The organism is Streptomyces sp. SID12488 (genome assembly GCF_010548275.1).
Taxonomy (GTDB): Bacteria; Actinomycetota; Actinomycetes; order Streptomycetales; family Streptomycetaceae; genus Streptomyces.
Genome location: NZ_JAAGLT010000001.1, coordinates 766,671 through 789,636, shown reverse-complemented (window position 1 = coordinate 789,636; position 22,966 = coordinate 766,671). Strand labels below are relative to the sequence as shown.

Genomic DNA, 22,966 nt, shown 5'->3' with positions numbered 1-22,966 from the left:
GTTCGGAGCGGGTAGTCCTGGTTCCATGCGAGGAATGCAGGGTTCCCAAGGCCCGAACGAACACGAGACAGTAGGCGCCTACGCCCTCGGCATCCTCGACGACGCGGAGGCCACGGCCTTCGAGGCACATCTCGCCGGCTGCGAGTGGTGCGCCCAGCAGCTCGACGAGCTGGCCGGGATGGAACCGATGCTGGCCGCCCTCGCGGACCTGCCCGGTGCCCAGGGATCTCCCGCCATCGGCGAGTCGCTGTCCGCCCGCCCGAGTCCACAGCTCGCGACGCGGCTGGTCGACGAGGTCGCGGAACGGCGTGCGAGCAAGCGCCGGCGCAGCTTCTACATGGTGGCCGCCGCGGCAGCCCTCATCATCGGCGGCCCGACCGCGGTGTTCGCGACGACCGGCGGCGACACCACCAGCGTGGCTACTCCCTCGCCGACGGTGACGACGAAGGCCACCGGCTCCGCCAAGGACGCCTTCGGTCTCATGAAGGACCGGGTCTCCGCCACCGACCCCAACACCAATGTCACCGCGACCGTGGCGATGGAGTCGAAGGCCTGGGGAGTCAGCGCGGTCCTCGAGCTGGGAGGCGTCAAGGGTCCGCTGAAGTGCTCCCTCGTCGCCGTCGGCAAGGACGGCAAGCGCGAGACCATGTCCAACTGGTCCGTCCCGACGGCCGGTTACGGCATCAAGGACGCCACGACCGAAGCTGCCCGCAACCCGCTCTTCATCCACGGCGGAACGGCCTTCAGCACCGACGAGATCGACCACTACGAGGTTGTCGACTCCGGCGGCAAGAAGCTCGTCGAGGTCGACGCCTGACCCTCCACCACTGTTTCCCGACCGCTCCGAGACCGCCCCAGGACGCCTCGTACGAAGACTCGTACGGTGTCCTGGGGCGGACTCGTAGCATCCGGGCCTCTTTTTCGCGTACGGTTGACGGCTGCCCAGCACGTCAGAAGGGGGCCCGGTGGCCGCTCAGGCTCAGCAGGAAACGGCGCTCGTGTCGGTCGAGGACTCCTCAGTACAGGACTCCGTCCGCGACCGCGAGATCAGCGTCGAACAAGAACACCTGGACCGGGTGTACCAGCGTCTTGAGGAGAAGATCGACGAGGCCGAGTTCCTCATGCACGACGCGGCCAAACGGGGCCAGGTCGGCACCCCCGGCGCGCTCGCCGAACGGGACGCCCAGGTGTTCCGCGCCGGCATCCACCTCAACAGGCTGAACAACGAGTTCGAGGACTTCCTCTTCGGCCGTATCGACCTGCTGCGGGGGATGGACGGCAAGAAGGGCCCGGACGGCGCCTACACGGCCGTGGAGGCCGCGGAGGGGGCCGTGAGCCCCGAGGGCACCGCCGACATCGCCGAGACCCTCCACATCGGCCGTATCGGCGTCCTCGACGAGGACTACTCGCCCCTCGTCATCGACTGGCGCGCCCCGGCCGCCGCGCCCTTCTACCGCTCGACCCCGGTCGACCCGGGCCGGGTGGTCAGGCGTCGCGTCATCCGGTCCAAGGGCCGGCGGGTCCTCGGCGTCGAGGACGACCTGATGCGCCCCGAGCTGAAGGCGTCCCTGGACGGCCAGGAGCTCGCGGTGATCGGCGACGGCGCCCTGATGGCGGCCCTCGGGCAGGCCCGCAGCCACACCATGCGGGACATCGTGTCGTCCATCCAGGCCGAACAGGACCTGGTGATCCGCGCTCCCGCCGCCTCGGTGACGTACGTGGAGGGCGGTCCGGGCACCGGCAAGACGGCCGTCGCCCTGCACCGCGCCGCCTACCTGCTCTACCAGGACCGGCGCCGGTACGCGGGCGGCATCCTGATCGTCTCCCCGACGCCCCTCCTGGTGGCGTACACGGAGGGCGTCCTGCCCTCCCTCGGTGAGGAGGGCCAGGTGGCCATCCGCGCCATCGGCTCCCTCGTCGACGGCGCCGAGGCCACCTTGTACGACGCCCCGGCCGTGGCCCGCGCCAAGGGCTCGTACCGCATGCTCGGGGTGCTCCGGAAGGCCGCGCGAGGCGCCCTGGAGCAGCACGACTCGCCGACGGTGACCAGCCGTCTGAGGGTCGTCGCCTTCGGCCGCCGTATCGAACTGGAGGCCCCCGAGCTGGCCCGCATCCGCGAGTCGGCGCTCAGCGGCACAGCCCCCGTCAACCTGATGCGCCCGCGCGCCCGCAGGCTGCTCCTGGACGCCCTGTGGGCCCGCTCGGGCGCCCAGAGCCGCCACACGGACCGGGAACTGGCCGCGGAACTCCGCTCCTCGTTCGACGAGGACGTCACGTCCGAGGACGACTTCATCGCGTTCCTGGACGCCTGGTGGCCGGAACTGACCCCCGCGTCGGTCCTCGCCGCCATGTCCGACGAACGCCTCCTCGGCCGCTGGGCCCGCCGCATCCTCAACCCGGGCGAGGTCCGCCGGGTCGCCCGCGCCCTCAAGCGCGACGGCCTCTCGGTCCACGACGTGGCCATGCTGGACGAGCTGGGCGCGATCCTCGGCGCCCCGGCCCGCCCCCGCAAGAGGCGCGAGGCGGACCCCATGGACCAGCTCAGCGGCCTGGAGGAGCTGATGCCGGTACGGGAGGAGACGCAGCGCGAACGGGCCGAGCGGCTCGCCGAGGAACGCACCGAGTACGCCCACGTCATCGTCGACGAGGCCCAGGACCTCACCCCGATGCAGTGGCGCATGGTCGGCCGCCGCGGCCGGCACGCCACCTGGACGGTCGTCGGCGACCCGGCCCAGTCCTCCTGGTCCGACCCCGACGAGGCGGCTCAGGCCCGTGACGAGGCCCTGGGCACCCGTCCGCGCCGTCGTTTCACCCTCACCGTCAACTACCGCAACCCGGCCGAGATCGCCGAACTGGCCGCCAAGGTCCTGGCCCTCGCGATGCCGGGCTCGGAGTCCCCGAGGGCGGTCCGCTCGACCGGCGTGGAGCCGCGCTTCGTGGCCGTACGGGGTTCCCTGGCCCAGTCGGTCCGTGACGAAGCCGCCCGCCTCCTGGACCTCGTCGACGGCACCGTCGGCGTCGTCGTGGCCATGAACCGCCGCGACGAGGCGGCCCGCTGGCTGGCGGGCCTCGGCGACCGTGTGGTGGCCCTGGGCAGCCTGGAGGCCAAGGGCCTGGAGTACGACGCCACAGTGGTCGTCTCCCCGGCGGAGATCGCCGACGAGAGCCCGGCCGGCCTGCGGGTTCTGTACGTCGCCCTGACCCGCGCCACCCAGCAGCTCACGGTCGTCTCGGCGGACCGCGACGAGCCCGATGCGCAGGGGGTGCCCGACCTTCTCCGGGACTGAGGCAAAGACAGTGGCCGATGGGAATTGCCTTACGGGGATCGTTTGTTACCGTTGACGTGGCACCGGCTCGATCCAAGCCCCCGGGCCCAACCTTCGTCGCTACGAGCGACCACTTGCCGCGAGGCGAGCATGGCGGGTCGGTGCCACTGAACATGTAGAGGTCCACGCCACGAAAGTGGCGTGGACCTCTCTTTGTTGAGAACAAAACGTTCGCAATCGAGGCCCCGCTACCAGCTACTCCGCGGTAGGTGCGACGATCGGACGGCAAACCAAGCATCAGGGTGAAAGCAGAAGGAAGTCGGCCATGGCAACGGCGCCCAGCGTCTCCTACTCGATCACGGTCCGGTTGGAGGTGCCCGCGAGCGGAACCGCGGTCTCCCAGATCACCACCGCCGTTGAGTCCTCCGGAGGCTCGGTGACCGGCCTCGACGTCACCGCCTCCGGCCACGAACTGCTCCGGATCGACGTCACCATCGCGGCGACCTCGACCGCGCACGCCGACGAGATCGTCCAGCAGCTCCGCGGCATCGAGGGCGTCAACCTCGGCAAGGTCTCGGACCGTACGTTCCTCATGCACCTCGGCGGCAAGATCGAGATGCAGTCCAAGCACCCGATCCGCAACCGTGACGACCTCTCGATGATCTACACCCCGGGCGTGGCCCGCGTGTGCATGGCGATCGCCGAGAACCCCGAGGACGCCCGCCGCCTCACCATCAAGCGCAACACGGTCGCGGTCGTGACGGACGGCTCCGCGGTGCTGGGCCTCGGCAACATCGGCCCGATGGCCGCCATGCCGGTCATGGAGGGCAAGGCGGCCCTCTTCAAGCGCTTCGCCGACATCGACGCCTGGCCGCTGTGCCTGGACACCCAGGACACCGACGAGATCGTCATGATCGTCAAGGCGATCGCCCCGGGCTTCGCCGGCATCAACCTCGAGGACATCTCGGCCCCGCGCTGCTTCGAGATCGAGGCCCGCCTCCGCGAGGCCCTGGACATCCCCGTCTTCCACGACGACCAGCACGGCACCGCGATCGTCGTCCTCGCCGCCCTCACCAACGCCCTGCGCGTCACGGGCAAGGCGATCGGCGACATCCGGGTCGTCATGTCGGGCGCCGGCGCGGCCGGTACGGCCATCCTCAAGCTGCTCATCGCGGCCGGCGTCAAGACCGCTGTCGTCGCCGACATCCAGGGCGTCGTCCACGCGGACCGCGCGGACCTGGTGGACGCGGCCCCGGACTCCCCGCTGCGCTGGATCGCCGACAACACCAACCTGGAGGGCCTCACCGGCACTCTCAAGGAGGCCGTGCGCGGCGCCGACGTCTTCATCGGTGTCTCGGCCCCGAACGTCATCGACGGCGACGACGTGGCCGCGATGGCGGAGGGTGCGATCGTGTTCGCGCTCGCGAATCCCGACCCCGAGATCGACCCGGCGATCGCCCGCCAGACGGCTGCCGTCGTGGCCACCGGCCGCTCGGACTTCCCGAACCAGATCAACAACGTGCTGGTCTTCCCGGGTGTCTTCCGTGGTCTCCTGGACGCGCAGTCCCGCACGGTCAACACCGAGATGATGCTCGCGGCGGCGACCGCACTCGCGAACGTCGTCACCGAGGACGAGCTGAACCCGAACTACATCGTGCCCAGCGTCTTCAACGACAAGGTCGCGGGCGCGGTGGCGGGTGCGGTGCGGGACGCCGCGAAGGCGGCGGCCGAGTAGTTCCCGGTTCCCGCTGCCGTATATGTGACGGTTACCACGGGCCCTCCTACCGGCGCGTCGGGGGCGTCCTGCCCCCGGGCGCCTCTAGGGTGGCGGCCAGGTTCAGCCTGTCGGCCCCGGCCGCTGACGCTTTCCGTCCGACTCCCAAGGGTGTTCGTGTGACTCCCAGGGGTGCCGGATTGGCTTTCCCGCCGCAGGTGGGGGCAGGATGCGTCTTCGGGCGTGAGGGTCCGACGGCGGACCCGGGTCCGGGGACCCACCGAGGACCCTGGCAGCATCGGCTTCGCTGTGCCCCCCATGCGGCTCCGCCGCGGGGCACGCCTCAACAGCAAGAAGAACACGGGAGTAACAACATGAACCGCAGTGAGCTGGTGGCCGCGCTGGCCGACCGCGCCGAGGTCACCCGCAAGGACGCGGACGCCGTTCTGGCCGCGTTCGCCGAGACCGTCGGTGAGATCGTCGCCAAGGGCGACGAGAAGGTCACCATCCCCGGCTTCCTGACCTTCGAGCGCACCCACCGTGCCGCTCGCACCGCGCGCAACCCGCAGACCGGCGACCCGATCGACATCCCCGCCGGTTACAGCGTCAAGGTTTCCGCGGGCTCCAAGCTCAAGGAAGCGGCCAAGGGTAAGTAAGGGCGCCTGTTCGTCGTTGCGGCTTGGCGCCGTGGGCGACTGCGGGGCCGCTGTAGTTGGTCGCGCAGTTCCCCGCGCCCCTTCAGGGCGCTGCAGTTGACGCCGATGGGGCGGTCACCCAAATTTGGGTGACCGCCCCATCGGCGTTCGTACGACTGCGGCTATCCGAGCGCCTTGCCGGGCAGCTCGACCTTCGCACCCAGTTCCACGAGCTTCTCCATGAAGTTCTCGTAGCCCCGGTTGATCAGGTCGATGCCGTGCACCCTGGACGTCCCCTGGGCGGCCAGGGCGGCGATGAGGTACGAGAAGCCGCCCCGGAGGTCCGGGATGACCAGGTCGGCGCCCTGGAGGCGCGTGGGGCCCGACACGACCGCCGAGTGGAGGAAGTTGCGCTGGCCGAAGCGGCAGTGGGAGCCGCCGAGGCACTCGCGGTAGAGCTGGATGTGCGCGCCCATCTGGTTGAGCGCGGAGGTGAAGCCGAGGCGGGACTCGTAGACCGTCTCGTGGACGATGGAGAGGCCGGTGGCCTGTGTCAGCGCGACGACCAGCGGCTGCTGCCAGTCCGTCTGGAAACCGGGGTGTACGTCCGTCTCCAGGGCGATCGACTTCAGCTGGCCGCCGGGGTGCCAGAAGCGGATGCCCTCGTCGTCGATCTCGAAGGCACCGCCCACCTTCCGGTAGGTGTTCAGGAACGTCATCATCGACCGCTGCTGGGCGCCGCGGACATAGATGTTGCCCTCGGTCGCCAGCGCCGCCGACGCCCACGACGCGGCCTCCAGCCGGTCCGGGAGGGCCGCGTGGTTGTAGCCGTCGAGCTTGTCGACCCCGGTGACACGGATGGTGCGGTCCGTGTCCATGGCGATGATCGCGCCCATCTTCTGCAGTACGCAGATGAGGTCCTCGATCTCGGGCTCCACCGCCGCGTTGGACAGCTCGGTGACGCCCTCCGCCAGCACCGCCGTCAACAGGACCTGCTCGGTCGCGCCCACGGACGGGTACGGAAGGGCGATCTTCGTACCGCGCAGCCGCTGAGGAGCCTCCAGGTACTGCCCGTCCGCCCGCTTCTCGATCGTCGCGCCGAACTGCCGCAGCACCTCGAAGTGGAAGTCGATGGGCCGGCCGCCGATGTCGCAGCCGCCGAGGCCCGGGATGAACGCGTGCCCGAGGCGGTGCAGCAGCGGGCCGCACAGGAGGATCGGGATACGGCTCGACCCGGCGTGCGCGTCGATGTCGGCGACGTTGGCGCTCTCCACGTGCGACGGGTCCATGATCAGCTCGCCGGGCTCCTCGCCCGGACGGACCGTCACCCCGTGCAGCTGGAGCAGCCCGCGCACGACACGGACGTCACGGATGTCGGGGACATTGCGCAGTCGACTTGGCGCACTGCCCAGCAGGGCGGCGACCATGGCCTTCGGTACGAGGTTCTTCGCACCGCGGACACGGATCTCGCCCTCCAGCGGGGTGCCGCCGTGGACAATCAGTACGTCGTCTGTGCCGTTGACCGTCATGTATCTCGCGTTCCGATGAGTTGGGCGGGGGTATGGCGGGACCGTCGTGCGGGACGCGGTCGTACAGGCCGCGGTCGTACAGGCACGCGCAGGAGCCGAAGAGCAAGGGTAAACGCCCCACACCCCCCTTCTGTAAGCCCAAGCGCCGCCCAGCCGTGTCATAGGTTTGCCACAACACGAACCGTTCGCCGCCGGGCACGTGCGGTCACCGGCGCGGGCGCGCGCCCGCTCGGATCCCGTACGCCCTGACCTGCCTTCACCCGGGTACCCCGATTGGCCCCCCTCAGAGGGGGAAGATGCGAGATCATGTCTGGCATGACCGAGGTGTCCTCGCTCACAGGGCGACTGCTCGTGGCAACGCCCGCCCTGGCGGACCCGAACTTCGACCGCGCGGTGGTGCTCCTTCTCGACCACGACGGGAAGGGTTCCCTCGGCGTCGTCCTCAACCGTCCGACGCCGGTGGACGTCGGGGACATCCTGGAGGGCTGGGCCGAACTCGCGGGTGAACCGGGGGTCGTCTTCCAGGGCGGCCCGGTCGCCCTCGACTCGGCGCTCGGCGTCGCGGTCATCCCCGGCGGCGGGGTGTCCGGCGAGCGCACCCCTCTCGGCTGGCGGCGCGTGCACGGCGCGATCGGCGTCGTCGACCTGGAAGCGCCGCCGGAACTGCTCGCGAAGGCGCTCGGATCGCTGCGCATCTTCGCCGGATACGCGGGCTGGGGCCCGGGGCAACTGGAGGCCGAGCTGGCGGACGGCGCCTGGTACGTCGTCGAGTCGGAGCCCGGAGACGTCTCCTCCCCGTCCCCGGAACGCCTGTGGCGCGAGGTCCTCAGGCGCCAGCGCAGCGAACTGGCGATGGTCGCGACGTATCCGGACGACCCTTCCCTGAACTGAGGGGTGTGACCTTCAGTACGATTGCCGCTATGAGCACTCTTGAACCTGAGACCCAGCCCCAGCGCGGGACTGGTACGGGGACCCTCGTCGAACCGGCGCCGCAGACCTCGCACGGCGACGGCGACCACGAGCGCTTCGCCCACTACGTCCAGAAGGACAAGATCATGGCGAGCGCCCTCGACGGGACTCCCGTCGTGGCGCTGTGCGGCAAGGTCTGGGTACCGGGCCGCGACCCGAAGAAGTACCCGGTGTGTCCCATGTGCAAGGAGATCTACGAGTCCATGGGCTCCGGCGGCGACGAGGGCAAGGGCGACGGCAAGAAGTAGGCCGCGCCGGCTGGTCGTTGATGTGCACAAAGGTCCCCAGGGTGCGATTTGGTGCGCCCTGGGGACCTTTGTGCTGTCTGTCGTTGCACGGGGTGCGTCGGCCGGTCACAGAGTGGTGGAGACGTGGTCAAGACCTCTTGTGGCCATGTCCATGTAGTCCATAGCCTCCGTGGTGTTGTGCAGAGCGAAACATCCATTGCGTATGTTGCAACGCTTTCTCCGGAGGAAACGCCAGATGAAGCTCTCTGTCCGATCTGCCCGGCTGGCCGCCTCCGTGGCCACCCTCGCCCTCGCCGGGCTCACCGCCACCGCTTGTGCCCCCGAGACCTCGGACAACTCCTCCTCCGGCAAGGACGAGCAGACCGGCACCCTGCGCGTGTGGCTCTTCCAGGAGGTGTCCAACACCCCCAAGGAGAAGGTCGTCACGTCGGTCGTCGACGCCTTCGAGAAGGCCCACAAGGGCGCCCAGGTGAAGGTCGAGTACATCCCCGTCGAGACCCGCGCCCAGCGCATCAAGGCCGCCTTCAACGACCCGAAGAGCGCCCCCGACGTCATCGAGTACGGCAACACGGACACCGCCGGTTATGTCGCCGACGGTGGACTCCTCGACGTCAGCAGGGAGTTCGCGGCCTGGAACGAGGCGAAGGACACCGACCCCACCGCCCGCCAGTCCGTCACCGTCGACGGCAAGGTCTACGGAGCCCCCTTCTTCGTCGGCGTCCGCGCTCTGTACTACCGCACCGACATCTTCAGGGAACTCGGCCTCCAGGTCCCGAAGACCATGGCCGAGTTGACGAACACCGCGCACCGGATCCGCGCGGCCAGGCCCGACCTGTACGGGATCGCGGTCGGCGGTGCCTACACCTACGGGGCGATGCCGTTCGTCTGGGCCAACGGCGGCGAACTCGCCACCGGCCGGGGCGGTTCGTACGCCTCCGCCATCGACGGCACCGCCGCGCAGAAAGGCATCAAGGCCTACACTTCCCTCTTCGGCGACGACAACTGTCCCGCCGCCAAGTGCGCGGGCATGGGCGGCAACGACACCGTCACCGCCTTCGCCGCGGGCAAGGCGGGCATGGCGATCGGCGGCGACTTCAGCCACGCGGCCGTCGAGGCGGGCAAGGTCAAGGGCGACTACGCGGTCGTACCGCTGCCGGGCGTCGCAGCCGGCTCGGTGGCACCGGCGTTCGCGGGCGGGAACAACCTCGGTGTGCTGAACAGCACTTCGCATCGCACACTCGCCGTCGACCTGATGGAACAGCTCGCCTCGAAGCAGACCCAGACCGAACTCTTCGACGCCATGGGCTTCCTGCCGACGTTCGCCGACGTGCGCGAGACCGTCGCCAAGAAGCAGCCGTACGTCGCGCCCTTCGTGAAGACCCTCGCCGCGGGCACCAAGTTCGTGCCGGCGTCGCCCGCCTGGTCGCAGATCGACTCCTCGCTGGTCCTGCCGACGATGTTCCAGGAGATCGTCAGCGGCAAGAAGGATGTCGCGGCGGCTTCCGCGGACGCGGCGAAGAAGATGGACGATGCGTTTGGCTCCGCGGGGTGACGCAGGTGACACCGCCCAGCAGCTCGGGGGTTGACGAGCGTCGGCGGGTGCGGGTGGGTCGTGGCTTGTCGCGCCCACGTGGCGGTAGCCGCAAATCCAGAACAGCCCCGCGCCCCTATCAGGGTGCCCCTTGGCTCTATCTCGCCCCTGCCCTTGTCGTCCTTGGGGGGGTGCTCCTTTACCCCATCTATCAGCTCGGGCTGATCTCGTTCTTCCACTACACCCAGGCTCAGGTCAGCGGTGGTGAGCCGGCCACCTTCGAGGGGTTCGGCAACTATCGGGAGATCTTCTCCGACCCCCAGTTCTGGCGGGTGCTGCTGGCGACGGTCGTCTTCGCGGCGGCCTGCGTGGTCTCCACGCTCTCCGTCGGCTGCGCCCTCGCCGTCCTGCTGACTCGTGTCCGTGCCCTGCCCCGCCTCGCGTTGATGCTGGCGGCGCTCGGCGCGTGGGCGACCCCCGCGGTCACCGGCTCCACGGTGTGGCTGCTGCTCTTCGACCCCGACTTCGGCCCGGTCAACCGGATGCTGGGCCTCGGCGACCACTCATGGACGTACGGACGCCTGAGCGCTTTCTTCCTGGTGCTGCTCGAAGTGGTGTGGTGCTCCTTCCCGTTCGTGATGGTCACGGTGTACGCGGGCATCCGCGCCGTACCGGGTGAGGTGCTGGAGGCGGCGGCCCTGGACGGCGCGTCCCAACTGCGCGTCTGGCGCTCGGTGCTGGCGCCGATGCTCCGCCCGATCCTGGTGGTCGTCACCATCCAGTCGGTCATCTGGGACTTCAAGGTCTTCACCCAGATCTACGTGATGACGAACGGAGGCGGCATCGCCGGCCAGAACCTCACCCTCAACGTCTACGCCTACCAACAGGCCTTCGCCTCCTCCCAGTACAGCCTCGGCTCGGCGATCGGGATCGTGATGCTGCTGATCCTGCTCGCCGTGACCCTCGTGTACCTGCGGCTGCTGCGCCGGCAGGGGGAGGAGCTGTGATGTCCGGCAACGTTGTCCAACGTGTTCGACCTGTCCAACGTGTCCAACGCGCCCGAGGTGTTCACCGATTCGTACGGCGGCCCTGGCGGCTGGCCGCCGAGGGGTCGGCGCTGCTGATCGCGGCCGTCGTCGCCTTCCCCCTCTACTGGATGGTGCTCAGCGCCTTCAAACCGGCCGGGGAGATCGAGTCGACCGAGCCGCGCCCCTGGACACTGGACCCCTCCCTGGACTCCTTCCGGCGGGTCTTCGGGCAGCAGGAATTCGGCCGGTACTTTCTCAACAGCCTTGTGGTCGCCTGCTCCGTGGTCGTCGTCTCGGCGCTGATCGCTTTCCTCGCGGCGACCGCGGTGACCCGATTCCGGTTCCGTTTCCGGACCACCCTGCTGATCATGTTCCTGGTGGCCCAGATGGTGCCCGTGGAGGCGCTCACGATCCCGCTGTTCTTCCTCATGCGGGACTTCGGGCAGCTGAACACGCTGGGCGCGCTGATCCTGCCGCACATCGCTTTCTCGCTGCCGTTCGCGATCTGGATGCTGCGGGGTTTTGTGAAGGCGGTTCCCGAGGCGCTGGAGGAGGCCGCGTACATCGACGGGGCGAGCCGGTCGCGATTCCTGTGGCAGATCCTTTTCCCGCTGGTCTTCCCGGGGTTGGTGGCCACCAGCGTGTTCTCCTTCGTCTCGGCCTGGAACGACTTCCTGTTCGCCAAGTCGTTCATCATCAGTGACACCTCCCAGTCGACGCTGCCGATGGCCCTGCTGGTCTTCTACAAACCCGACGACCCGGACTGGGGCGGCGTGATGGCCGCCTCCACGGTGATGACCATTCCGGTGCTGGTGTTCTTCGTACTCGTGCAGCGCCGACTGGTGTCGGGGCTCGGTGGAGCGGTTAAGGACTGACGTGGCTGATGTGACTGATGTGACCGGACTGATTCCGGCGCCCCTGCGGAGCGTCGGCAACGCGGGCGGCTTCGTGCTCGACGAGACCACGGTGATCGACGCCGGGCCCGGTACCGAGGCGACGGCGCGCTGGCTGCGCGGTGTCCTGGGGGCCGCGACGGGCCTCGCGCTGCCGCCCGGAGCGGGGGCCGCGGGCGAGACCGTCCGGCTGCGGGTACTGCCCGAGGACGCAGGTCACCTGGGCCCTGAGGGCTACAAGCTGTACGCCGACGGGGACGCCGTCGCCATCCACGGCGGCGGGCCGGCCGGTGTGTTCTGGGGCGCGCAGACGCTCCGTCAACTGCTCGGCCCCGATGCCTTCCGGCGTGCCCCTGTCACCCCCGGCCGGCAGTGGCTCGTCCCCGGCACCTTCGTCGAGGACACCCCCCGGTTCCGCTGGCGCGGCCTGATGCTTGACGTGTCCCGGCACTTCACGCCCAAGGAAGGCGTCCTGCGCTACCTGGACCTGATGGCGGCGCACAAACTCAACGTCTTCCACTTCCATCTGACGGACGACCAGGGCTGGCGCGTCGAGATCAAGCGCTACCCGAAGCTGACGGAGATCGGCTCCTGGCGGGCCCGTACCAAATTCGGCCACGGGGCCTCACCGCTGTGGGAGGAGAAGCCGCACGGAGGCTTCTACACCCAGGACGACATCCGCGAGATCGTCGCCTACGCCGCCGAGCGGCATATCAGCGTGGTCCCCGAAATCGACGTACCGGGGCACTCGCAGGCCGCCATCGCCGCGTATCCGGAACTCGGCAACACGGACGTCATCGACACCACCTCCCTCTCCGTCTGGGACAACTGGGGGATCAGCCACAACGTACTCGCCCCCACTGACAACACCCTGCGCTTCTACGAAGGCGTCTTCGAGGAAGTCCTCGACCTGTTCCCGGCGGAGTTCATTCACATCGGCGGCGACGAGTGCGCGAAGGAGCAGTGGCGGGAGTCGCCCACCGCGCAGGCCCGCATCGGGGAACTCGGGGTCGGCGACGAGGACGGGCTCCAGTCCTGGTTCGTAGGGCACTTCGACAAGTGGCTCACCGCGCGCGGGCGGCGGCTCATCGGCTGGGACGAGATCCTGGAAGGCGGCCTCGCACCGGGCGCCGCCGTCTCCTCCTGGCGCGGTTACGCGGGCGGCATCACGGCCGCGCGCGCGGGTCACGACGTCGTCATGTGCCCTCAGGAGCAGGTGTACCTGGATCACCGTCAGCACGGGGGCGCCGACGAACCCGTCCCCATCGGGTACGTCCGCACACTTGAGGATGTCTTCCGCTTCGAGCCGGTTCCAGCGGAGTTGGGCCCCGAGGAGGCGCGGCACGTCCTGGGCACGCAGGCCAACCTGTGGACCGAGGTGATGGAGGACGCCGGGCGCGTGGACTACCAGGCATTCCCGCGACTGGTCGCCTTCGCCGAGGTCGCCTGGAGTGCCCTGCCCGCGCCCGCCGAACGGGACTTCGCCGACTTCGAACGCCGGATGACCGCCCATTACGGGCGACTTGACGCCCTCGGCGTCGGCTACCGGCCGCCCGCCGGGCCGCATCCGTGGCAGCAGCGGCCAGGGGTCCTCGGACGTCCGATCGAGGGAGCGCCCCCGAACGTGTGAGGCCCCGTGGAGGCTTCGTAGGGCTTCACAGATGAAAACGCCCCCAACGCTCACCGATCAGTTCCAATCCGAACCGATCGGTGATGTCGTACGAAAACGGACCATCTCGCGGACGAGGCGGGCGAATGCCTCCTAGCGGACCCCTGCGTTCGGGTCTCGCGAGAATGTGCCAGAGTTGCCACGTCCGCCCTGTCAGCACGTACCGTACGGCAAACACAGGTGGGACCAGGTGGGGCAGCGGGAAGGGGCAGCCGGTTTGACCACGCAAGCACCGCAGGCGGCGCAGGCCGTGACGCTGCCCGCCTCGCTGGACGAGGCGGTCGCGGCGCTCGCAGCCATGCCGGCGGCCGTCCCCGTGGCGGGCGGCACCGACCTCATGGTCACCGTCAACTCCGGGCAGCTCAGACCCGCCGCGCTCGTCGGCCTCGGCCGGATCAGCGAGATCCGCGGCTGGCAGTACCAGGACGGCCACGCCCTGCTCGGCGCCGGCCTCACCCACGCGCGGATGGGCCGCCCCGACTTCGCCGCCCTGATCCCGGCCCTGGCCGCCTCCGCGCGTGCCGCGGGCCCGCCGCAGATCCGCAACGCGGGCACGCTGGGCGGCAACATCGCCACGGCCGCCCCCACGGGGGACGCACTGCCCGTGCTGGCCGCCCTGGAGGCGACGCTGATCATCGCGGGCCCCGGTGGCGCCCGCCGTGAGATCCCGGTGTCGCACCTGCTGGCCGGCGTGGAACTGTTGCGGGCCGGTGAACTCATCGGCTTCGTGCGCGTGCCCCTGCTGCACGCGCCCCAGGTCTTCCTGAAGGCCACCGGACGGACCGGCCCCGGGCGCGCCCTCGCGTCCGTCGCGCTCGTCCTCGACCCCGCCCGGCGTGGAGTCAGGTGCGCCGTCGGCGCCATAGCGCCGATGCCGCTGCGCCCCCTGGACGCCGAGCAGTGGGTCGCCCGGCTCATCGACTGGGACAACAACCGCACGATCGTCCCGGAGGCACTGGGTGCCTTCGGCGAGTACGTCGCCGCGGCCTGCATCCCCGACCCGGCTCCGGCCGAGGACGGCTCCGTACCACCGCTTCCGCCCGCGGTACTGCACCTGCGGCGCACTGTCGCCGCGCTGGCCCGGCGAGCACTGGGGAGGGCACTGTCGTGACCGACGACCAGTACGGCGACGACCAGTACGGCGACCGGCGCGAGAGCCGGCAGGGGGAGCTGCAGCACGGGGACCAGAGCGCAGAGGGCGCGCCCCGTGGCGGGGGCCGCTGGGACCCGCTGCCCCAGGGTGACTACGACGACGGTGCCACTGCCTTCGTGAAGCTCCCCGAGGGGGGCATCGACGCGTTCCTGGCCTCCGTGGACAGCCCGCTGGCCGCACCCGGCCATGGGTACGTGCCCCCGCAGATAGCGGCAGTGCCGGGTGCCGAGGACGGTTCCCCGGGCGCTCCGGGAGCGCCGGACGCGTGGGGGACGCCGCCCACGCCCCCCGGCGGCGCCCAGTGGCCGGACCCGAACGCCGTGCCCCAGGAGGCGCAGCGGCACGACGGGTTCAGCTACGACCAGAGCTCCACGGGGCAGTGGGCCTTCGACCAGGGAACCGGTGCGCCGGACACCGCCGCGCCCGGAACCGCGGGCCGCGAGGTGACCGGGGAGTGGCGGATCCCCGTCGCCGGTGGTGACCTCCCGGACGAATCGGGCGAGTTCAGCACCTCGGCGCTGGTCGAGCAGTGGGGCGGCACGCCGCCCGCCACGCTCCCCGGCGGCGCGTCCGCGCCCTGGGCGACGGACACGCCGACGCAGCCGTGGGCGTCCGGACCCGCCCCGGCGCCGGAGTCCGACCGGACGAACGGCGCGGGGACGATGTTCGCGCCCGAAACAGCGCACGAAACGGGTGGCGCCGGTCGCACGGCCGACGGGATCGGTCACCAGGCCGACGCCACCGGCCACACCGTCACCGAAGCCAGTCGCACGGTCCCCGACGAGGATCAAGCCCCGGCCGTAATCGCCCCCGACCCCGACGAGGGCCCTGACGGCCCCGCAGAGGCCGCCACGGAGACCGGCCCTGCTCCCGGGTCGGAGACCTCACCGGAGGCCACTGAGGAGCCCGTGGAGGGCGAGTCGGACGCGGGCGGCGAGGCATCCGGTGCCACAGCGACCGCTGAGGAGCCCGCCGCAGAGCAGGACGCGGCGGATCCGGCCGACGACGCCCCCGGACTGCCCGGCGAGGAACACCCCCTCGCCTCGTACGTGCTGCGGGTCAACGGCTCCGACCGGCCCGTCCCCGACGCCTGGATCGGCGAGTCGCTGCTCTACGTACTGCGCGAGCGCCTCGGCCTCGCCGGTGCCAAGGACGGCTGCTCCCAGGGCGAGTGCGGTGCCTGCAACGTGCAGGTGGACGGACGGCTCGTCGCATCCTGCCTCGTGCCCGCGGTCACCGCCGCCGGCAGCGAGGTGCGCACCGTGGAGGGCCTCGCCACCGACGGGCAGCCCTCGGACGTACAGCGGGCGCTCGCCAAGTGCGGGGCTGTGCAGTGCGGTTTCTGCGTCCCCGGGATGGCGATGACCGTGCACGACCTCCTGGAGGGCAACCCCGCCCCGACCCAGTTGGAGACGCGCCAGGCCCTGTGCGGCAACCTGTGCCGCTGCTCCGGCTACCGGGGCGTCCTGGAGGCGGTCCGCGAGGTCGTCGCCGAACGCGAGGCGCACGCCGCCGACGCCGAGGCGGAGGACGGCGAGGCACGTATCCCGCACCAGGCCGGACCGGGCGGGGGCGGGGTCAACCCGTCCGCGTTCGACGCCCCGGGCTTCGAGCCGGCCCGGAACCACGACTCGCACGCGTATGACCAGACTCACGGCCAGGACGGAGGCCAGACGTGAGCAACGAAGCCGCCACCGCGACCACGGCCGCGGAAGCCGCCCCCGACGCGGAGGCGCTCCCGCACGGCCTCGGCGTGTCGCTGCCGACCGCCGACGCGCGCGCCAAGACGGAGGGCACGTTCCCGTACGCGGCCGACCTGTGGGCCGAGGGCCTGCTGTGGGCCGCCGTACTGCGCTCACCGCACCCGCACGCCCGCATCGTCTCCATCGACACCACCCACGCGCGTGAGATGCCCGGTGTACGGGCCGTCGTGACGCACGAGGACGTGCCCGGGGTCGAACTGCACGGCCGTGGCCGAGCCGACCGCCCGATGTTCGCCTCCGAGGTCGTACGCCACCACGGGGAGCCCATCGCCGCCGTCGCCGCCGACCACCCGGACACCGCGCGCATGGCGGCGGCGGCCGTCATCGTCGAGTACGAGGTACTCGAACCGGTGACCGACCCCGAGCAGGCCTTCGAGGCCGAACCGCTGCACCCCGACGGCAACCTGATCCGGCACATCCCGCTGCGCCACGGCGACCCGGACGCGGTCGGCGAGGTCGTCGTGGAGGGCCTCTACCGGATCGGCCGCCAGGACCCCGCCCCCATCGGTGCCGAGGCGGGCCTCGCGGTACCGCGCCCCGACGGCGGCGTGGAGCTGTACCTCGCCTCCACTGACCCCCACGCGGACCGTGACGCCGCCGCCGCCTGCTACGGCCTGGAGCCGGAGCGGGTCAAGGTGGTCGTCACCGGAGTCCCCGGCGCCACCGCCGACCGCGAGGACCAGGGATTCCAGCTCCCGCTGGGCCTCCTTGCGCTGAAAACGGGCTGCCCGGTGAAGCTGACGGCGACCCGCGAGGAGTCCTTCCTGGGCCACGTCCACAGACACCCCACCCTCCTGCGCTACCGCCACCACGCGGACACCGACGGCAAGCTGGTGAAGGTCGAGGCACAGATCCTGCTCGACGCGGGCGCGTACGCGGACACCTCGGGGGAGGCCCTCGCGGCGGCCGTCTCCTTCGCCTGCGGCCCGTACGTCGTCCCCAACGCCTTTATCGAGGGCTGGGCGGTGCGCACCAACAACCCCCCCTCCGGCCATGTGCGCGGCGAGGGCGCGATGCAGGTCTGCGCGGCCTACGAGGCCCAGATGGACAAGCTGGCGAAGAAGCTGGCCGTCGATCCGGCGGAGCTGCGCCTGCGCAACGCGATGGCCACCGGAGACGTACTCCCGACCGGCCAGTCCGTCACCTGCCCGGCCCCGGTCGCCGAACTCCTCCAGGCGGTACGGGACTTCCCGCTCCCGCCGCTCCCCAAGGACACCCCCGAGGACGAGTGGCTGCTCCCGGGCGGCCCCGAGGGCGCGGGCGAACCGGGCGCTGTCCGCCGAGGCGTCGGCTACGGCCTGGGCATGGTCCACATGCTCGGTGCCGAGGGCGCGGACGAGGTCTCGACGGCCACCGTCAAGGTCCACGACGGCATCGCCACGGTCCTGTGCGCGGCCGTGGAGACAGGCCAGGGCTTCACCACCTTGGCTCGCCAGATCGTCCAGGAGACGCTGGGCATCGACGAGGTCCACGTGGCCCCCGTCGACACCGACCAGCCCCCGGCCGGCCCGGGAGCGCGGGGCCGCCACACCTGGGTGTCGGGCGGCGCGGTGGAACGGGCCGCGAAAATGGTCCGCACCCAGCTCCTCCAGCCCCTCGCGCACAAGTTCGGCATGTCCACGGAGCTGCTCCAGATCACCGACGGCAAGATCACCTCGTACGACGGTGTCCTGTCGACCACGGTGACGGAGGCGCTGGACGGCAAGGAACTCTGGGCCACGGCCCAGTGCCGCCCCCACCCCACGGAACCGCTGGACGAGGCGGGCCAGGGCGACGCCTTCGTGGGCCTCGCCTTCTGCGCGATCCGCGCGGTGGTGGACGTCGACATCGAGCTGGGCTCGGTACGGGTGGTGGAAATGGCGCTCGCCCAGGACGTCGGCCGGGTCCTGAACCCGGCGCAGCTGGCGGCCCGTATCGAGGCGGGCGTCACCCAGGGCGTCGGCATCGCGCTCACGGAGAACCTGCGCTCCGCGCGCGGGCTGATCCGCCACCCCGACCTCACCGGCTACGCCCTCCCGACCGCCCTGGACGCCCCGGACATCCACATCGTCAAACTGGTCGAGGAACGGGACGTGGTCGCACCCTTCGGCGCGAAGGCGGCGAGCGCGGTACCGGTGGTGACGTCACCGGCGGCCATCGCCTCGGCGGTACGCGCGGCCACGGGCCGCCCGGTGAACCGCCTGCCGATCCGCCCGCAGGCGGCGGTGGTGACGACGACGTCATGACGACTCCGAATCCGACTCCGGAGGAGCCGCAGCGTTACGAGCCCGGGCCGACGCCCGGCAAGGTGCTGGCGTGGGTGCTGCTGTTCCTGGTGGCGGCGGTCGTGGTCGTCGTGGGTGGCGTGTACTTCGGCTGAGGCCGCCAGCTTCTGCTCCGTCGCAGGTCAGAGGCTGTTGTCAGTGGTGCAGCGTAGTGTTCTGGTCAGTGGGAGGGCCTGCCGGGCAGTGGACGTTCTCGACGTCACGCCCGGGGGACCGTGAACAACCATGCGCGGGGGAAACCATGAGTACGAGGACCACCCTGACCAGGGACGAGTACGAGTCGCTGACGCGCGTGTGCCTGCCGGCAGGCAGAGGCCGGTCGAGGTGCGGCGCACTGCGCACCGGCGCCCTGCGGACGGTGGTGAACTCGACCTCGACCGGAGATACGCCCGCGACGCACTTCCCGCGCCATCGCCCCGCCCCGATGGACCGGCGCCCGCCGGCCACCTCCCTGGACGTGCTGCTGCGCTTCGCGGCGGCGACGGAGGAGATGGCAGCCGCGCGAGCCCAACTGGCTTTCTCCGCAGGCCGGTTCAGCCCGCGGACACTGGCGGAGACGTCCCGGCACCTGCTGACGGTGTTCGCGCAGGGCGCCGGCGGCGGAGGTGATGTGCTGCCGTACTGGAAGATGGCGGCCTCGATCCGCCCACTGGCCCGGATCGCCGCCTCCGGCGCGGAGTCGGGCCTCACACTGGACCTCCCGGCCCGCCTCCTGGAGCAGGAGTTCGGCCATGCCAGGGTGGCGCGCTTCGAGGACGTCGACTTCCCGGCACCGCTCACCCACGAGCCGACCCGCCGCTTCCTGAGCGGCACGGGACTCCCGGAGGACTGCTCCCTCTTCCAGCTGGACACGGAGATACCGCTGCCGACCCTCGCGGAGTACTGCGCGGACGAGGAGACCGAAGCCGAACTCCCGTACGGTGCAGCGGACTTGATCCGCCTGGGGCACCTGACGGAGGGCAACAGCCTGGTGCTGGACGGCAGAACGGGCGCGATCCTCACCTGGAACGAGCCCGAGACCACCCTGCACCGACTGAACACGGACGTTTCGACCCTCGCGTACACCCTGTGGCTGATGCGCCGGGCGAAGACGATCGACTTCGACGGCGAGGCGGGCAGGGTCCTCTGAACGCGGGGGAGCCTGCCGTTCCTTGGCCGGCGTCAGCCGGTTTTCCGGACGGGCGTGCTGCTGCGCCCGTGCTCCCGGCCAGCGAGCTCGGCGTCGAGTGTCTCCTGGGCGACGCGCATGGCGTCGGCGTAGACGGGGTCGTGCAGCCGCTTCCACATGTCTTCCTCGGCGACGTCCTCGACGTGGCTGACCACCCACCAGATATTGCCGAAGGGATCCTTGATGCGCCCTCCGCGGTGTCCGAAGGCGTCGTCCGCGACAGCGGTGACGACCTGGCCGCCGGCAGCGACGGCTTGTGAGAACGCCTGGTCCGCGTCGGCGACATACACACGCAGCAGACTCGGCATGACGGGCCAGTCCGCATGCCGGTCGAAGGCCAGCACGACGGTGTCACCGACCCGGATCTCACCGTGCCCTACCAGGCCGTCCTCTGTAAGTACCCGGCCGAGCTCCTCGCCGTCGAACGCGTGGGTGACGAAGTCGAGGAAGGCCCCCGTGTCGTCGGTGACGACCCAGGGGGCGACGGTGGTGTAGCCCTCCGGGGCGGTGTTGGTCTGCTGGGGCATCGCGGTCCTCTCGTCGATGTGGCTGTGCCGACAACGACGCTAGGTGAGATATAGGCCCGTTTCTGTCCTAGGCGCAGCGGGAGCAGAGAAGAACGGCCGATGGGACGGCCCTCAAGGAGGGCCGCCCCATCAGTGTGCAGCGGTCGGGCTGATTGAGGCCGTGGCGGGAATCGAACCCGCGTAATTCGCTTTGCAGGCGAATCCCTGAACCACTCGGGCACACGGCCATGTTGGGAGCGGAGGGTGGGAGCAGTGTGGCTGCGTCCCGGTCCGTCCCGAACTTCTTGAGTCGACCGTAGGGGCGGGCGGCGCGCGGGAACAAGGGAGCCGGGCGGGCTGCAATGGGACTGCCACACGCCGTTCATGAACCAGGGGCGGGGGAGAGGAGTGCAGAGGAGTGGTAGGTGGCCATTGGGCGTACGACGATGGTCCCGGGTGGGCTCCTCCCTCCGACAGGGGTCAAGTCGGGGGACGACCCTTACGCTGGCCTTCATGACCTCCCTGGAACCGGGCGACACCGGCGTCGCCGCCGACACCGCCGACGAGACCGTCGGCGCGGACACCCCTTTGGCTGCCGTACCCGGTGAGGGGGTGCTGGGGCGTACCTATCGGGCGCTCAGTGTCGGGATCGTCTCCGTCGTGCTGCTGATCGCCTTCGAGGCGACCGCCGTGGGGACGGCCATGCCCGTCGCGGCGCGGGAGCTGGACGGGGTGTCGCTGTACGCGTTCGCGTTCTCCGGGTACTTCACGACCAGTCTCTTCGGGATGGTGCTTGCCGGGCAGTGGTCGGACCGGCGGGGTCCGTTGGGGCCGCTGACCACCGGGATCGCCGCCTTCGCCGCCGGGTTGCTGTTGTCCGGGACTGCCGGGGTCATGTGGCTGTTCATCGCCGGGCGGGCTGTGCAGGGGCTTGGGGGCGGGCTGGTGATCGTCTCCCTGTACGTCGTGGTCGGGCGGGCCTATCCGGAGCGGTTGCGGGCCTCGATCATGGCCGCGTTCGCCGCCAGTTGGGTCGTGCCCTCCGTCGTCGGGCCCCTTGCCGCCGGTGCCGTCACTGAGCACCTCGGCTGGCGGTGGGTGTTCGTCGGGGTTCCGGTGCTCGTCGTCTTTCCGCTTGCCCTAGCGCTGCCTCAGATACGGCGGCTGGCCGGCGGTCCCGTGAAAGCGGGGGAGCGGGATGAGCAGGGAGACCGGCGGCGTATCCGGCTGGCCCTCGGAATCTCGTTCGGCGCCGGGCTGCTTCAGTACGCGGCCCAGGATCTGAGCTGGTTCTCGCTCCTTCCCGGGCTCCTCGGCGTCTCGCTGCTCGTGCCCGCTGCGCTCGGGCTGCTTCCCCGGGGGACCTATCGGGCCGCGCGCGGGCTGCCGTCCGTCGTGCTGTTGCGCGGGGTCGCCGCGGGGGCGTTCATCTCTGCCGAGTCCTTCATCCCGCTGATGCTCGTCACGCAGCGGGGGCTGTCGCCGACGATGGCCGGGTTCTCGCTCGCGGCGGGGGGCGTTACGTGGGCGCTGGGGTCGTCCGTGCAGGCGCGGGCGCGGATGGAGCCGTATCGGGAGCGGATGATGACGTTCGGGATGGTCGTCGTCGCCGCCTCCATCGCCGCCGCGCCCGCCGTGCTGATCGACGCCGTGCCGGTGTGGACCCTCGCGGTCGTGTGGGCGTTCGGGTGCTTCGGGATGGGGCTGGTCATCGCCAGCACCAGCGTGCTCCTGCTTCACCTCTCCGCGCCCGAGGAGGCAGGCAGCAACTCCGCCGCCCTGCAGATCTCCGACGGGCTCTCCAACGTGGTGCTGCTGGCGAGCGGGGGCGCGGCGTTCGCCGCGCTGGGCGGGGGGACGGTGGCTCACGCCTCCGCCGCGTCGGCCGGCGGCTCTCACCCGGGCGCCTTCGCCGTCGTGTTCCTGCCGATGGCGGGGGTGGCGTTGGTGGGGGCTTGGGTGACTACGCGGGTGCGGGCCGCTCACTCCTGAGTGATACCAGTCTGGCCCCACTGGGTGGTACCATTTTGGTATGGCTATGAACCTGCGTCTTCGTGACGACCAGACGGAAGCTCTGAAGCTGCGTGCCGAGGAGGAGGGCACGAGTATGCACGCCATATTGCTGAAGGCTGTGGACGACTACCTCTCCAGGACGGCTCACGAGGCGCTGGTGCGTAAGGCGGCCAAGGAGCAGACCGTCAAGTGGGCCGAACTGCTGGAGCGGCTCAAATGACGTACGTCTATCTGTCGGCCGAGGACGTGCTGGACATCGCCGGACTCGCTGTCGATGATCAGCAAGTTGTCGTCCGCGACGCCGGTTTGCTGGAGTCGGCCGTGCATCGTCCCTCGGCTTCGATGTTCGGGCAGGAGGCGTACTCCGACCTGTTCGACAAGGCGGCGGCCCTCTTGCAGTCGCTCGCGATCAACCACCCCTTCGTCGACGGCAACAAGCGCACGGCGTGGACCTCCTGCGTCGTCTTCCTGGCGCTGAACGACGTACAGCTGCGGCCGGACATCGATGCCGCCGAACGTCTGGTGATCGCGGTGGCCTCCGGCGGTGTGGATGAGGTCAAGGCCATCTCCGAGGTGCTGCGAGACCTGGCCGAGCCGTCGGTGTGAGCTGAGTCCCA

General features: G+C 70.5%; 20 protein-coding genes and 1 tRNA gene. 18 read left to right on the top strand and 3 right to left on the bottom strand.

The window, feature by feature from the left end:
• Positions 1-34 precede the first annotated feature (34 nt).
• The 4 genes from G3I56_RS03620 to G3I56_RS03605 all read left to right on the top strand — a co-directional run bounded on the left by G3I56_RS03620 (position 35) and on the right by G3I56_RS03605 (position 5,636).
• On the top strand, positions 35-817 hold the full coding sequence (locus G3I56_RS03620; RefSeq protein WP_164407073.1) for a zf-HC2 domain-containing protein: 783 nt from the start codon (positions 35-37) through the stop codon (positions 815-817).
• A gap of 148 nt (positions 818-965) precedes the next feature.
• Complete coding sequence (locus G3I56_RS03615) at positions 966-3,287, top strand: UvrD-helicase domain-containing protein (RefSeq protein ID WP_164407071.1); 2,322 nt, start codon at positions 966-968, stop codon at positions 3,285-3,287.
• Between the two features lie 304 nt (positions 3,288-3,591).
• A complete protein-coding gene (locus tag G3I56_RS03610; RefSeq protein WP_164407070.1) occupies positions 3,592-5,001 on the top strand; it encodes an NAD-dependent malic enzyme in 1,410 nt (469 codons plus the stop codon).
• A gap of 353 nt (positions 5,002-5,354) precedes the next feature.
• Positions 5,355-5,636 carry an HU family DNA-binding protein gene (locus G3I56_RS03605; RefSeq protein ID WP_006374476.1) on the top strand — a complete coding sequence of 94 codons (282 nt, stop codon included), beginning with the start codon at positions 5,355-5,357 and terminating at the stop codon, positions 5,634-5,636.
• Positions 5,637-5,797: 161 nt separating this feature from the next.
• Here G3I56_RS03605 and murA read toward each other — a convergent pair whose 3' ends face one another.
• Positions 5,798-7,144 (bottom strand): UDP-N-acetylglucosamine 1-carboxyvinyltransferase, encoded by a 1,347-nt coding sequence (gene murA, locus G3I56_RS03600; RefSeq protein WP_164407069.1) that lies wholly within the window; start codon positions 7,142-7,144, stop codon positions 5,798-5,800.
• Between the two features lie 315 nt (positions 7,145-7,459).
• Here murA and G3I56_RS03595 point away from each other — a divergent pair, with 315 nt between their 5' ends.
• From G3I56_RS03595 to G3I56_RS03545, 11 genes are all read left to right on the top strand, one after another.
• Positions 7,460-8,035 carry a YqgE/AlgH family protein gene (locus tag G3I56_RS03595; RefSeq protein ID WP_164407068.1) on the top strand — a complete coding sequence of 192 codons (576 nt, stop codon included), beginning with the start codon at positions 7,460-7,462 and terminating at the stop codon, positions 8,033-8,035.
• Between the two features lie 29 nt (positions 8,036-8,064).
• Positions 8,065-8,361: a DUF3039 domain-containing protein gene (locus G3I56_RS03590; protein WP_053741615.1), complete on the top strand. Its 297-nt coding sequence runs from the start codon at positions 8,065-8,067 to the stop codon at positions 8,359-8,361.
• A gap of 235 nt (positions 8,362-8,596) precedes the next feature.
• Complete coding sequence (locus G3I56_RS03585; protein WP_164407066.1) at positions 8,597-9,913, top strand: extracellular solute-binding protein; 1,317 nt, start codon at positions 8,597-8,599, stop codon at positions 9,911-9,913.
• A gap of 47 nt (positions 9,914-9,960) precedes the next feature.
• A complete protein-coding gene (locus G3I56_RS03580) occupies positions 9,961-10,899 on the top strand; it encodes a sugar ABC transporter permease (RefSeq protein ID WP_164407265.1) in 939 nt (312 codons plus the stop codon).
• Positions 10,899-11,795, top strand: a complete 897-nt coding sequence (locus tag G3I56_RS03575) for a carbohydrate ABC transporter permease (RefSeq protein ID WP_239134653.1) — start codon at positions 10,899-10,901, stop codon at positions 11,793-11,795. The genes G3I56_RS03580 and G3I56_RS03575 overlap by 1 nt, the downstream gene beginning before the upstream one ends.
• 1 nt (position 11,796) lies before the next feature.
• A complete protein-coding gene (locus G3I56_RS03570) occupies positions 11,797-13,443 on the top strand; it encodes a beta-N-acetylhexosaminidase (RefSeq protein ID WP_343239848.1) in 1,647 nt (548 codons plus the stop codon).
• A gap of 256 nt (positions 13,444-13,699) precedes the next feature.
• Positions 13,700-14,593, top strand: coding sequence for an FAD binding domain-containing protein (locus G3I56_RS03565; RefSeq protein ID WP_164407065.1), 894 nt, complete (start codon positions 13,700-13,702; stop codon positions 14,591-14,593).
• A 59-nt stretch (positions 14,594-14,652) separates the two neighbouring features.
• Positions 14,653-16,314: a (2Fe-2S)-binding protein gene (locus G3I56_RS03560; RefSeq protein ID WP_203689159.1), complete on the top strand. Its 1,662-nt coding sequence runs from the start codon at positions 14,653-14,655 to the stop codon at positions 16,312-16,314.
• Positions 16,311-18,623: a molybdopterin cofactor-binding domain-containing protein gene (locus G3I56_RS03555; RefSeq protein ID WP_164407063.1), complete on the top strand. Its 2,313-nt coding sequence runs from the start codon at positions 16,311-16,313 to the stop codon at positions 18,621-18,623. The genes G3I56_RS03560 and G3I56_RS03555 overlap by 4 nt, the downstream gene beginning before the upstream one ends.
• Positions 18,620-18,757 carry a hypothetical protein gene (locus G3I56_RS03550; RefSeq protein WP_164407062.1) on the top strand — a complete coding sequence of 46 codons (138 nt, stop codon included), beginning with the start codon at positions 18,620-18,622 and terminating at the stop codon, positions 18,755-18,757. Before G3I56_RS03555 ends, G3I56_RS03550 begins: the two co-directional genes overlap by 4 nt.
• A gap of 146 nt (positions 18,758-18,903) precedes the next feature.
• Positions 18,904-19,791 (top strand): SUKH-4 family immunity protein, encoded by an 888-nt coding sequence (locus G3I56_RS03545; protein WP_164407060.1) that lies wholly within the window; start codon positions 18,904-18,906, stop codon positions 19,789-19,791.
• A 32-nt stretch (positions 19,792-19,823) separates the two neighbouring features.
• Here G3I56_RS03545 and G3I56_RS03540 read toward each other — a convergent pair whose 3' ends face one another.
• Together G3I56_RS03540 and G3I56_RS03535 are read right to left on the bottom strand one after the other, a co-directional pair.
• Positions 19,824-20,357 (bottom strand): VOC family protein, encoded by a 534-nt coding sequence (locus tag G3I56_RS03540; protein WP_164407059.1) that lies wholly within the window; start codon positions 20,355-20,357, stop codon positions 19,824-19,826.
• 155 nt (positions 20,358-20,512) lie between these two features.
• Positions 20,513-20,584: transfer RNA gene (locus G3I56_RS03535), tRNA-Cys, on the bottom strand.
• A gap of 265 nt (positions 20,585-20,849) precedes the next feature.
• Between G3I56_RS03535 and G3I56_RS03530 the strand changes: the two genes are divergently transcribed.
• From G3I56_RS03530 to G3I56_RS03520, 3 genes are read left to right on the top strand one after another with little or no spacing between them, the layout of a single operon-like run.
• Positions 20,850-22,328, top strand: a complete 1,479-nt coding sequence (locus G3I56_RS03530; RefSeq protein WP_164407058.1) for an MFS transporter — start codon at positions 20,850-20,852, stop codon at positions 22,326-22,328.
• Between the two features lie 40 nt (positions 22,329-22,368).
• On the top strand, positions 22,369-22,569 hold the full coding sequence (locus G3I56_RS03525) for a CopG family transcriptional regulator (protein ID WP_053741608.1): 201 nt from the start codon (positions 22,369-22,371) through the stop codon (positions 22,567-22,569).
• Positions 22,566-22,955 carry a type II toxin-antitoxin system death-on-curing family toxin gene (locus G3I56_RS03520; RefSeq protein WP_164407056.1) on the top strand — a complete coding sequence of 130 codons (390 nt, stop codon included), beginning with the start codon at positions 22,566-22,568 and terminating at the stop codon, positions 22,953-22,955. Before G3I56_RS03525 ends, G3I56_RS03520 begins: the two co-directional genes overlap by 4 nt.
• The last annotated feature ends 11 nt before the right edge of the window (positions 22,956-22,966 follow it).

Excerpts from the sequence above, each read along its gene's own strand:
- G3I56_RS03620 (WP_164407073.1), top strand. The coding sequence starts at position 35 with ATGCAGGGTTCCCAAGGCCCGAACGAACACGAGACAGTAGGCGCCTAC.
- G3I56_RS03610 (WP_164407070.1), top strand. The coding sequence starts at position 3,592 with ATGGCAACGGCGCCCAGCGTCTCCTACTCGATCACGGTCCGGTTGGAG.
- G3I56_RS03605 (WP_006374476.1), top strand. The coding sequence starts at position 5,355 with ATGAACCGCAGTGAGCTGGTGGCCGCGCTGGCCGACCGCGCCGAGGTC.
- murA (WP_164407069.1), bottom strand. The coding sequence starts at position 7,144 with ATGACGGTCAACGGCACAGACGACGTACTGATTGTCCACGGCGGCACC.
- G3I56_RS03595 (WP_164407068.1), top strand. The coding sequence starts at position 7,460 with ATGACCGAGGTGTCCTCGCTCACAGGGCGACTGCTCGTGGCAACGCCC.
- G3I56_RS03590 (WP_053741615.1), top strand. The coding sequence starts at position 8,065 with ATGAGCACTCTTGAACCTGAGACCCAGCCCCAGCGCGGGACTGGTACG.
- G3I56_RS03585 (WP_164407066.1), top strand. The coding sequence starts at position 8,597 with ATGAAGCTCTCTGTCCGATCTGCCCGGCTGGCCGCCTCCGTGGCCACC.
- G3I56_RS03575 (WP_239134653.1), top strand. The coding sequence starts at position 10,899 with ATGTCCGGCAACGTTGTCCAACGTGTTCGACCTGTCCAACGTGTCCAA.
- G3I56_RS03550 (WP_164407062.1), top strand. The coding sequence starts at position 18,620 with ATGACGACTCCGAATCCGACTCCGGAGGAGCCGCAGCGTTACGAGCCC.
- G3I56_RS03545 (WP_164407060.1), top strand. The coding sequence starts at position 18,904 with ATGAGTACGAGGACCACCCTGACCAGGGACGAGTACGAGTCGCTGACG.
- G3I56_RS03540 (WP_164407059.1), bottom strand. The coding sequence starts at position 20,357 with ATGCCCCAGCAGACCAACACCGCCCCGGAGGGCTACACCACCGTCGCC.
- G3I56_RS03530 (WP_164407058.1), top strand. The coding sequence starts at position 20,850 with ATGACCTCCCTGGAACCGGGCGACACCGGCGTCGCCGCCGACACCGCC.
- G3I56_RS03525 (WP_053741608.1), top strand. The coding sequence starts at position 22,369 with ATGGCTATGAACCTGCGTCTTCGTGACGACCAGACGGAAGCTCTGAAG.
- G3I56_RS03520 (WP_164407056.1), top strand. The coding sequence starts at position 22,566 with ATGACGTACGTCTATCTGTCGGCCGAGGACGTGCTGGACATCGCCGGA.